General features: G+C 69.8%; 10 protein-coding genes and 1 pseudogene. 2 read left to right on the top strand and 9 right to left on the bottom strand.

The features are described from left to right. Window positions 1-27 precede the first annotated feature (27 nt). The 8 genes and pseudogenes from VG276_05200 to VG276_05165 form a co-directional block, all read right to left on the bottom strand. Entirely contained in the window at window positions 28-2190 is a 2163-nt protein-coding gene (locus VG276_05200) for an SAM-dependent methyltransferase (protein HEV8648801.1), read from the bottom strand. 17 nt (window positions 2191-2207) lie between these two features. After that, a complete protein-coding gene (locus tag VG276_05195) occupies window positions 2208-3008 on the bottom strand; it encodes a hypothetical protein (protein HEV8648800.1) in 801 nt (266 codons plus the stop codon). Window positions 3009-3243: 235 nt separating this feature from the next. After that, window positions 3244-3672, bottom strand: a complete 429-nt coding sequence (locus VG276_05190) for a VOC family protein (protein ID HEV8648799.1) — start codon at window positions 3670-3672, stop codon at window positions 3244-3246. Then, a pseudogene (locus VG276_05185) lies at window positions 3618-3913 on the bottom strand (EamA family transporter). Before VG276_05185 ends, VG276_05190 begins: the two are co-directional and overlap by 55 nt. Window positions 3914-4118: 205 nt before the next feature. Further along, window positions 4119-4856: a ribulose-phosphate 3-epimerase gene (rpe, locus tag VG276_05180; protein HEV8648798.1), complete on the bottom strand. Its 738-nt coding sequence runs from the start codon at window positions 4854-4856 to the stop codon at window positions 4119-4121. Window positions 4857-5228: 372 nt separating this feature from the next. After that, entirely contained in the window at window positions 5229-5720 is a 492-nt protein-coding gene (locus VG276_05175; GenBank protein ID HEV8648797.1) for an Rv3235 family protein, read from the bottom strand. A gap of 484 nt (window positions 5721-6204) precedes the next feature. Then, entirely contained in the window at window positions 6205-7068 is an 864-nt protein-coding gene (locus tag VG276_05170) for a hypothetical protein (protein ID HEV8648796.1), read from the bottom strand. Window positions 7069-7556: 488 nt separating this feature from the next. Beyond that, a complete protein-coding gene (locus VG276_05165; GenBank protein HEV8648795.1) occupies window positions 7557-8462 on the bottom strand; it encodes a conjugal transfer protein in 906 nt (301 codons plus the stop codon). A gap of 825 nt (window positions 8463-9287) precedes the next feature. Between VG276_05165 and VG276_05160 the strand changes: the two genes are divergently transcribed. Both VG276_05160 and VG276_05155 read left to right on the top strand, forming a co-directional pair. Continuing rightward, window positions 9288-9650, top strand: coding sequence for a hypothetical protein (locus VG276_05160; protein ID HEV8648794.1), 363 nt, complete (start codon window positions 9288-9290; stop codon window positions 9648-9650). Window positions 9651-9773: 123 nt separating this feature from the next. Then, window positions 9774-10358, top strand: a complete 585-nt coding sequence (locus VG276_05155) for a hypothetical protein (GenBank protein HEV8648793.1) — start codon at window positions 9774-9776, stop codon at window positions 10356-10358. Here the strand turns inward: VG276_05155 and VG276_05150 are convergent. Beyond that, a complete protein-coding gene (locus tag VG276_05150) occupies window positions 10336-10581 on the bottom strand; it encodes a helix-turn-helix domain-containing protein (protein HEV8648792.1) in 246 nt (81 codons plus the stop codon). The genes VG276_05155 and VG276_05150 overlap by 23 nt on opposite strands. Window positions 10582-10797: the final 216 nt, after the last annotated feature.

Raw genomic sequence — 10797 nt, 5'->3', positions numbered from 1 at the left:
TGCGTTTCTGCCGGCACAGCCAGCAAGTCAACGATGGCTGCGGATGTCCTTGCTCGGGTCTCTCTCGGGCGCCATCTGGGCGAGCGTGCGTTCTGAGACCTCTACGAGATCGCGCAGATGAAGTTGGCAGTCCGGGCTCGTGAGCAGCGACAGGACACTCCCACGAACCACCGAAGCCACGTCGCCCGCTCCGAAGGCGATGCCGGCTCGCCGCAGCGCGTCCAAGTGCCGCAGGGCCTTGCCGGTCGCGTCAGACGGAGAGGCAGCGAACGGCGTGCCAATCCCGAGCTTGCGGCAAACGATGATCGAGTCCAGGTTGCTCGGTTCGCTCGCGCCAGACTTGGTGACGCTGGTCGACATCTCGGCCTTGATCGGCTGTATCGCTGTCGCCTGGAAGCCAGCGTTACGCAACGCCAGCATCAGCGCTGTCCAACCGGCGATCCGGGCCTGGTGGAACGTGAAAGCGAGCAGCCCTTCTGGGCGAAGGACGCGACAGCACTCCTTCCACACGGCCTCGATCGCCGCGCCAAACGCCTCGGCAGAGGCACTCTGGACCTCCTGTGGATCTCTGGTCGAGACTGCACTATCGGGGTAGCCGGCGAACGGGACGATGCCTGTCAGCCACGCGTGGAAGAAGTCGGCCAACTCGGAGTAGTGCACGTTATCCATAAACGGCGGGTCAGTGACGACGAGGTCTACCGACTCGTCGGGCAGGTCCGTCGACGCTGAGTCCCCGCAGACCACCTGAGCCGTCGCACCGGGCCCGATGTCCTCCCAGCGTTGCACGACTCGGCCGCTGAGCGGATACGAGAGGCTGAAGCGGCGCACCGGCCGGTCGCCCTCCAGCACGATGTCATGCGGGTTGTTCTTGTAGGCGTGCGCGCGCAGCAGTCGACTCTCGAACAGCGTCGAGAACGCGCCAGACGAGTACGGCGTGCCCCAAGGGTGCGCCTCCAGTGGGACACGTTCTGGCTTGAGGATGTGATGGCTGAACATGTGCCGGACCGCGCCGGTTCCCTCTCCCTTGTAAGAGCAGAAGAGATTGTTGAACTCTAGGGTGCCCGAGAACAGGGTCGTGAGCGCCTCCCTTTCGGCTGCGCCGGCGTCAAGGTCTCGGATAGCGGCACCGAGAAGCCCCAGGCAGTAGAGTTGCCGGGCGTTGAAGAACTGCTCCCATCGCCGGTACCCCCAGCGGATCGCCTGCCGTGTGTTGATGCCGTCATCCAGGTTCCCGACCGGCTGGACGAGCGAACCCGAACCCTGAGCGAGCAACCGCTCTGCCTGCTCAAAGAGCCTAGTATCAAACTCGTCGACCGCTTCGTACGCCTTGGTGCCATCCGGACGCACGACAAGTTTGGCGTACATGCGATAGCCCGGAGGCGAGCCGGCGAGCGCGTCGACAACCCTCGTCCGATGGCCACACGAGCAGGTCATGTACTGCCCGCGGACTGGGCCGTCGAGTGGAGATTCGTGACCCTTGCGACAGCGGATTCGATCATCGGTCGACAGATCGACGCCCACGACGCAGCGGCAACTCGGACAGGTCGCCTGCGCTGCGGGATAGCGGCGGGGATAGGCGTGCCGGGCGAAGACGTAGCTGGAGAACAGATCGACCTGATCGTCGCAGCGCGGACACGAGGCGACCGCGACCCAGAAGTAATAGAGCACGGCGTCACCTGCCGCCGAGACGTGCAGGGCGTCGATCTGCTTGCGGCACGCCTGTTCCACCGAACGGTAGGCGGCCCGCAGTCGCTCTTCGTTCCACGGCTGCAGCGCTTGCCGCTGCACCAGCGTCGCCACCGGGTTGATGTCACGGCCAACAATCGTCGCGCGAAGTTTGGCCGCCTCCACGAGCGTCGTCCCTGAACCGGCAAAGGGGTCGTAGACGACCAGGCCTTCGAGGTCGGGTCTGGACGCGTAGGCCGTCCCGGCCGCCTTCGCGTCGCCGGTCACAGCGGCCGTCAAGATCGCGCGGAACACCGTTCCGAGCCGCTGCGCCCACCACTTGTGGGTGTGAGTCGCAGGACGGTGAACCTCCTTGCGCCACGACTCGTGTTCCGCCAACCGGCTGATAGCAGCGGCGGGGAAATCCGATTCCAGAGCGCACGGCAAGAGGACACGCCGGAGCGACCGAGTGCCGGCCGGAAACAACGATTGCTGCCCCCACAGGCCATTGAGCTGTAGGTCCACCGGTGTCTGACCTCGAATCATTCGTCGGTGACCTCGGTCGGGAGTTCCTGAACATGCTCTGGTATCGACATCGTGACTTGCGTCTTGGCCCCGTTCCCCTTGCGGCGGTACGCCACGAATGGATGGTCCAGACCAGCGGAAGGGTTGGGCACCCGGCGGGTAGCCAAATCGTTGGTCGTCAGATCGAACGAGTAGCCTACGATCAACGTGTCGGCCTCTGTTCGGGTAAGCCGACCAACCTCCTCGAGTCTCGCATCATCGACTAGCCCTTCGGGCGCGATCAGCGTCCGCTGCCCCGTCGTAGCGGTCGTAAGCGCGTATGGCGTCGGAGCCACATACATCTTGCGATCCCGCACCAGTAGATCGCCGTAGGAACCGAACCCGCGGAAGCTCTTGTTCTCATGGACGTATTCGTGGTTCGCATTCAGAAAGTCTCCGTGGGAGACAACGAGATCGACAACGGGGTACTCCGCATCCGAAGTGACCGCGGGATATCGGCCAAACACATAGAAGATGGCACGACCATTGTGAAGCCCGGTAGGGATCCGGCTGTTGCTGTCGTAGCTAGCCTCACGGCCCGGCCATCCCAGTCCTTTCACCTCATAGCCCTCAGCGGGATGGACGAGCGTGAAGTCAGGATAGGAGTTTCGCTTGCCTCGGTCGTAGACAACTCCGCTGACCTCCAGCCGATCTTCGAACCAGTTCTGGAAGTGGAATTCCTTGTCCTTGGCGGACACCCGCCTGACAAGGACACCCTCGTCGATCGCCTGGCAGCACGCCAGAAAAATCTCAACGCAAGCTGTTCGAGTCGTTCGCACTGGTTCTCATTGTCTCCCTTTGGCACGGCCTAGTCGTGACGAGCTTGACGGGCGCCCTTAACCTTAGCCGATTCGCGGCGAGGCGAGGTCGCGGTATCCACACGGCCGTCGGACAACTCGTGGTCCGTCCGAAAGATCGAGTGGACCCGGTTCTCGACCCTGGCGGCACGATGGCCGACCTGCTCGCCGATGTGTCCGAGGCCGACCGCACGGCGGAGCTGTGGAGAGCGCTAGGTCAGGCGCTGGCATCTTCCGCCAGCGGGAACGCGCAGAACTCGTTGCCCTCGGGATCGAGCATGACGACCCACCGGGGGCCGTTCCCGGCCCGCCGGTCGACCTCGACCGCTCCGAGCTCGACCAGGCGCGCCAGCCATCTCAGCCTCGGTTCTCGAGTGGCCAGGTCGACGTGGACCGGTTCTTCATGGCCCTGGTTCCGGCACCCGGAAGAACAGCAGACCCCGGACGCCGCGGCTGTCAAGGCGCAGCCGCGAAGTCCGCCTGAGCCAGCGTCCGCATCGTCATGCTGCGGCCGTGTCCCTGTCCCTGGGGCGCGCGGTGCACGACTACTCCGGCGACGACCAGGGCAACGCCCGCGGCCTCGACCCAGGACAGGTAGACGCCTGGCACGGCCAGGGCCAGGGCGAGCCCGTTGCGGAGCGTGCACGCGCCGACCACGGCCAGGACGATCACGGGCAGGAACTTGATCGCCGCCACCGTGCCGAGCGGCAGCCGGTCGATGGCCAGGTAGAAGCAGCAGTTCATGACGGCCAGGACCGCACCCAGGCAAGCAGCGTGCGGCGCCCGTCGCGGTCGAGCCGGGCGAACGCCCGCCAGGGCCGCCGCCACACCGCGAAGATGGCCGCGGCCGACGCGATCCGCAGCCAGGCGACGCCGAGCACGTCCACCCGGTGGGCCTGGCCCGGCTGACCGCCGTCAGCCGGGTCGAGGCCGGCGGCCTGCCCCGGATCCGGCCGCATCCTTACGAACCGGCCAGCAGTCCCACGGACCCGGCCAGCAGCCCCACGGACCCCGCCAGCAGCCCCACGGACCCCGCCAGCAGGCACCCCCGGGCCGTCCAGTTCGTTCAACCGAGCAGCCGGACCGGCAGGCTCAGCCTGCCCGCTCCACCAGCGGCACCCCGCTGGCCGCACGGAGTGCCCGAGCACCCGCGGCTGGACCGTCAGGGTGCGCGAACACCGTCGTCCCGGAGACCAGTACGTTCGCGCCCGCCTCCACGCATGCCCGCGCGTTGCCGAGGTCGACCCCGCCGTCCACTTCCACCTCGGTGCTCAGCCCCTGCCGGTCGACCTCGGCGCCGACCTGCGCCACCTTCACCAGCGTCCGCGGGATCAGCCGCTGCCCCCCGAACCCGGGGTTGATCGTCATGACCAACGCCAGGTCGCACACCTCGAGCACGTCGTTGAGGGCCAGCGACGGCGTGCTCGGCACGATCGCCGCACCCGCCCGGCAGTCCAGTTCCCGGATCCGCGTCAACGTGCGATGCAGGTGCGTCGCCGCCTCGTAGTGCACCGTGATCCCGTCCGCCCCTGCCTCGGCGAACATCTCCAGATGCCGGTCAGGATCCACGATCATCAGATGCAGCTCGAGTGGCAACGAGGTCACGTTGCGCAGCGCCCGTACCGTGTCGGTCCCGAAGGTGAAGTTGGGCACGAACACCCCGTCCATCACGTCGACGTGCAGGCGCTCGACCCCACCACCCTCGAAAGCGACCACGGCATCGGCCAACCGGCCGAAGTCGGCCGCGAGCAGGCTCGGGGCGATCCGGACGGCGTCTGCACAGGAGGGCCAGGTCGATCGGGGCACCCCGAGATCATGCCAGCCGTCCATCGGACTCGCTACGTCCGACGCGGGAGCCCATGACCTGCCAGCGCTGTGGCCGAACGACACCGCTGTTCTCCTGGTCCGCCCTCTGCCTCGCCCAAGCTGGGCGACGCGAGCCGAGCTGAGGGGCGCGAGCTGAGGGGCGCGACACGAGCCCAGCGTACGGGCGATGCGGGCCCGATGGTCTGGGTCCCGCCTGGTTGGCCCAGCCTCGACCGAGGCCAAGACCCGGAACCGCCTAGTGTCCCGAGTTACTGATTCGCTTCATATTCGTGGCCGTGAACCTCCTCGTCGGAGGACCAAATTCGTGGCCGTGAACCTCCTGGTCGGAGGACCAAGAGTCGCCTGAGAACATCGACGAATCAACGATTCGGGACACTAGTACTGCAGGACGGTTACCACCCAGCGGTCGCCCTCAGCGTCCAGGCGCATCGCCACCGGTTGCACGCGGTCGCCGCGCCGGACCACGGCGACGGCGTTGGCCACGCCGGGCAGATGCTCCTGGCAGTGCACGCTCATGAGCGCCTGAGCAGCCGGGAAGGGAGCTCCACGCCGACGGACCCGCCGCTCGAGGTGGTCCCACAGCTCCGGCGCGCAGACCCGTTCGAGCTGCACGGCACTGCGACAACCCGCCTCGACTTCCAGCAGGGCCATCGCGATCCCTCCAGCGACCGAGGCCGGCGAGGGAAGGCCGCGCCGCGACGGGCGCCCTGCCACCCCCTGAGCCTTGCCGGAGCATGCCACCTCCGGTACGGACGCACCGCCTCCCACGGCGTCCCGATGGACCCCACCACGAGTGGCACCGTTCTCACGGGTGGACCACCCAGCCGATCCGCTCGCCGCCTGATCCGGAGCCCCCTGTACCGGCATCATCCCCGCCGGGCCAGCCGGGATCGTTTCTCGTCGGACGGGTGCCCTTGCCGGGGTCGGCAGGGTCGTCGCCGGTCCAGGGATCGTTCCCGGTGAAGCCGGCAGGGTCGCCGCCGGTCCAGGGGTCGTCGTTCCCGGCGGAGCCGGCAGGGTCGCCGCTCTTCCGAGTGCGCGTCCCGGCTCCGGCCCGCCCGGAACCTGCGCCGCCGCAAGACTCGAGACAGCCATAGCGATTCGCTCCTTCGGGTTCCTTATCCTACGGTTGCATTCATTTGTATAAGTTTGCCATAGAGCGATGTTGCTGGAGATGGTTTGTCCACAGGGGAAGTGAGGCGGTAGCCCGTCCCGCGCGCATCCACAGTCGGCGCGCCCGGCCCGTCGCCGACGCCTCCACGGTCGGCCCCATGCGGCTCGTCGTCGCGTGTGGCTCGGCGGCGGCACATGGCGAGCGGCATGGTTACGGCGGCGCCGACGCCGCTGCGGATCAGCCGGCCACCGGGCCGGACGCTGCGATGCCGGGGGCCTCGTCGAGGTCCTCGAGGAGCCTGGCGAGGCGCTCGCAGCGCCCGGCAGGGGACGCCGGCACGGACGCCTGGGCGGAGCCGGGAGCACCGGCGGGTGCCATGCCGGTCTTCAGGCAGCTCGCGAGCAGCGCGGCCAGCTCGTCCTGAGTGGCGCGCCGCGCGGCGCTCAGGGGAATCGGCTGGCGCGGGTCGCCAGCCCGTGCCACGGCAACGGCATCGGCGCGTCGGGGCACGCTGGCCTGCCAGCCGGCCGCACCCGCAGCGGCAGCGAGCCTGGCGGCTTCCCTGCCGAGATCCAGCGCGCCAGCCGCGCCCAACACGACTGCGCAGACCAGCCCCCAGACCCGCCCGACCTGCCAGGCGCGCGCTATCACCGCCCCGCCGGGTCTCGGTGCGAGCAGCTCAGGGTCACCTCGGCCATGGAGCACCACAACCGCCTGGGCGGATGGTTCCGTCCCGTCCCAGCAATGAAGCACGGCACCCGGCCCCTCCTGCCAGACCCCGGTCGCCCGGGTACCCGCGGAGTCAGGTGGCCACGGTGGGGCGAGGCCACGCCGGCCCGCGACGCTGAGATGGCGCGTCAACTCGGTCGGCGGGATCGGGTCCAGACCCGGCAGTGCGACCGGTGGACGCAGTCCGAGCTCGGCTGGTGCCCGGACGCCGGCGAGGACCTCGACCTCGCGAACGCCCGTGGCTGCGGCGTCGAGCCAGCACGGCACGGCCGAGGGCGCGCGGCACAACAGCACCGCCTCCGGGCAGCAGGCAGCCGCGCCGGGCGACGGGCATTCGATGGTCAGCACGACCTCGACCGCGAAGGCAGGCAACTCGGCACCGGCCACCGGACGCCAGGCGTACCAGCCGGGCTGCGGCCGACCCGCTCCGGCGTGGATGAACGCCCAGGCCGCATCCCTTCCTTGGCTCCCGGCCTGCCATGCCTCCCAACCCCGAACCTGGCCCGGACTCCCCGCCCGGGCGACCACCCCCTCCCGAACGAGGTCCCTGCCGCCCGCTGGTGGCCAGACGGCATCCGGGGCGCCGGCTGGCCCAAGGAAGGGAGCAGGGGTGCTGGCGGGTCTCGGGAAGAGGCCAGGGATGCGGGTCGGTCCTGGGGCGGGGTCTGCGACCCTGGCTGGACCGGGGATGGGGGACGGGGTGTCGGCTGGTTTCAGGATCGGGCCCGGGGTGCTCGTCGGTTCCCGGGTCGGGGGGACTGCCTGAGGCCCGGGCGGGTGCATCGCCCGCCAGGATCTGCCCCGCCGCCATGGCCGGTCCCACCACGGCCGGTCCCGCCAGCCCGGCCAACGCCACATGGTCACCAGGCCGGACCGCCAGCGTCGACCCGCCGCACCACTGGGCCTTCGGGCCCGGCCACGAGCGAGACCCGAACCGGCATCAGGTAGCTGGCACCACCGCCCGGCGGGCTGGCCTTCACCAGGACCTCGGCCACCAGGGCGCCCGGGGGTCCCGTAACCTCGGTGCCCGCCGTCCCATGACCATGCCACCCAGGCGGCAGCGCCCGCGCCTCGGGGGGATCACCGTCGCCGAGGTAGGCCAGCCTGTGACGATCGCCCGCGAGCAGCGCGATGACCGCCCGCTCCGCCGCCGCGCTGGCTGCGCCGGACAGCTCGGGCGGCGGCTCGACGCGGCCAGGCGCCGGAATGGGGCGTGCAGGCAGGGCTGTCGGTCGGGGAACACCGCTCACACCGAAGCTTCCCGCTCCCATGGCGACCGGGACGACAAACGCGAGCGTCGCGCCGCTGCGGTACTGGCCGGCCCGCGCCTCCAGCACGTGCGCGAGCACGGTCACCTCGAGCGTCCCGTCAGCTGGGCGAACGTCGGCGGGCAGGACCTCGTCGACGTACTGCGCGCCCGCGGGTTGCACGCGGACAGCATCGGCAACGTCGACGCCCACGGCAAGGAACGGTGCGAGACGGGCTCGCCGCCCGGCCCGGCCATCGCCCACGGTCAGGTACTCGCGCAGGAACGCGGCCGCGACCGCGGCGGCCTGCTCCTGGCCGCCGGGCGGGCGGACCACGGCTCCCGGCCCCGAAGCGGGCGGAAGCACACCGCGCAGCGCGCCGACGGCGATCAGCGTCCAGAGCGCGACCCTGCCGACGACCCGGAGCGCCCGCGACCCCGTTCTCGGCAAGGGCGGGGGAGGGTCGGGGACCGGTAGGGGATCGCCGAGCCAGGAAGCGTCAGGGTTCGCGCGTGCCACGGTAGGGGCTCCTTGCGACGGGGTGCTCCGGCATGTCCCCCGGGCGTCGTGCAGGACCACCCGGCCGAGGCCGCCTGCGGCTCATCGCGCCAGGCTTCATGGGTGACCGGCCGGAACAGGATGGAGCGAGGGGATCACCAGGAGTGTGCCTGGATGGATCAGATCCGGGTCAGCCCCGATGGTGGTTCGATTGGCCGCGTAGATCTGCCGCCAGTAACGGGTGACCTGAGCCGGGGACCGCGACTCCGCGGGCAGATGGGCGGTCGCAATCCCCCAGAGAGTGTCGCCCGGCCGGATGCTGTAGCGCCTCTGGTGATGGGCCTCGGGCGCGCCGGCTCCCGCCGTCGCACCGGACGCCCCCGCGTCCCCAGCCTGCCCAGCGGCCCCACCCGGCCCAGCGGCCCCACCCGGCTCTGGTACGGCGCCTGCCACCGTGCTCTGGACGGCCGGCGCGTGTCGCGGACCGGGAGTTACAACGGGCGGGGGCGGCACCGGCGCCCCAGGCGTGACCGTGGACGGCGTGACCGTGTGCGGCAGCATCGTCGGGGATCTGACGGTGGGCGGGGCCAGGGAGCCACCCACGGCCGTGGGGCTCTGGGCTGTGGCCGCTGCGCCCGGTGCCACGGCCACCGGGTCTGGCGCCACCACCGCCGCGCCCGGTGCCACGGCCGTCCCCGGCCAGTTCGCGAGGGGGACCCAAGGCGGCAGCGGGACGGTCCGTGCGGGCGCTTGGACAGCCGCATCGGAGGCGCTCGCGACCAGCGCGCTTCCGGCTGCCGTGGCCACGACGGGCCGAGCAGTGAACCTCGACGGGCCGGATTCGGCATGCACGGCGGTGGACGAGAGCGCGAGCTGTGCAAGCAGGGCGCCGCCAACGAGCCCGTCCAGGATCCGGCGAACGGCAGGCACGGTGACCAGCCGCAGGCCACTGGATGCCAGGCAGCCGGATGCGCCGGGCAGCCACGCCAGCATCCGAAGGAAGACGACGAGCCCCAGGTACGCGGCCACGAGCTCCGTCACGACCGCCAGCAGGTCGAGGAATCCACTCACCGGCTCGACGGTCGGGTCGCCAAGCCGGCCGACGGCCCGCAGCTGGTCCGGCACGGGACCGACCAGACGAAGAAGTGCCGCCTCCAGGACACCGAGACCCGTGAGCAGCACTCCCGCCCGAGGCAACGACCAGCGTGAGTTTGCAGTTGTTTGCATCTCTTACCTCCACTCTTCGGAGGTTTGTGGTACCACGCTTGAGGAATGGCGTCAACGCGCCTGACATGGTTTGTTCACAGACCGCCAGATGCGTAGGCTGCGGCCATGGGAGGAAGCCAGGACCCACCGCCAGAGCCGATGCGCCACGTCTTCGACGAGCTCGAGGCGGAGTTCGAGGCCGGCCTGCGTCGCGAAGCCGAGCAGGAGACGGTCGCGGCCCTGCGCGCCCAGGTCGGGGCGACCCCCATGTGGGAGCAGCTCGCACGCCGGATCGGCGTCGAAGGTGTGGTCCGAGCGGGAGCGCGGCTCGTACGGGGCACCGTGATCGCCAGCTACCCCGACTTCTTCGTCCTCCAGGGCAGGGACGACGCCCAGCACCTCGTCCGACCCGAGGCGACCTCGATCGCCCTACCGCCCGAGCCGATTCCACCCCAGCCAGCACCCAGCGCGGCCGCGCGCCGGTACACACTCAGTCTCGCCCTGCGCGAGCTCGCTCGGCGTCGAGAGCCCGTCCGGCTCGAGCTCATCGACGGCAATGCGGTCGCCGGCACGGTCGAGGCGGTCGGCAGCGACTACGTGGAGGTCGCCGAGCATGACATCGGCGAGGCCCGTCGCGAGACGGCGGTCAGAGCACGCCGACTGACCGCCTTGGCAGCTGTCGCGCTCGTCACTCTGCTTCCGGACCGCTGATGAGCGGGTGTGCCTTGGCCCATTCCCGCGTCTGCTCGTGCATCCGCTCGATGTACTCCTCGAGCTGGTTGCGGTCGACCCGCCAGACCCCGCGCCCACCCAGCTTGACGGCAGGCAGGTCCCCGCTGCGGACCAACGCGTAGACCTGCGCGACCCTCACGTTCAGGATCGTCGCCACGTCTTCCAGCGTGTAGAAGCGCGGCTCGACGCCGGGAGTGGACATGGGAGACCTCCTGGACTGACCGGTGGCCCTCGGCACCGGACTGAAGGTTTCGTCCACAGTACCAAAAACCCTGTTTGCATTCAATAGGATGCCTCATCATCCTCTTGACGCCGTTTACCGTGAGAAGGAGGCCGACCTCTGTCCAGATCTGCGGGCTTGCTGTTCCAGGCCGAGTCGCGCATCTTCGTCCCCGTTGTACTGGTTGGAGGGTGATCC

The sequence above is a fragment of the Actinomycetes bacterium genome (assembly GCA_036000965.1).
In the GTDB taxonomy this organism is placed as follows: Bacteria; Actinomycetota; CALGFH01; order CALGFH01; family CALGFH01; genus DASYUT01.
The sequence above is the reverse complement of the archived record's forward strand: the minus strand, read 5'-3'. Positions and strand labels throughout refer to the sequence as shown.

Coding starts and splice junctions, on each gene's coding strand:
- rpe (HEV8648798.1), bottom strand. CDS start 4,856: ATGGACGGCTGGCATGATCTCGGGGTGCCCCGATCGACCTGGCCCTCC.
- VG276_05175 (HEV8648797.1), bottom strand. CDS start 5,720: ATGCCGGTACAGGGGGCTCCGGATCAGGCGGCGAGCGGATCGGCTGGG.
- VG276_05160 (HEV8648794.1), top strand. CDS start 9,288: ATGCACGGCGGTGGACGAGAGCGCGAGCTGTGCAAGCAGGGCGCCGCC.
- VG276_05155 (HEV8648793.1), top strand. CDS start 9,774: ATGGGAGGAAGCCAGGACCCACCGCCAGAGCCGATGCGCCACGTCTTC.
- VG276_05150 (HEV8648792.1), bottom strand. CDS start 10,581: ATGTCCACTCCCGGCGTCGAGCCGCGCTTCTACACGCTGGAAGACGTG.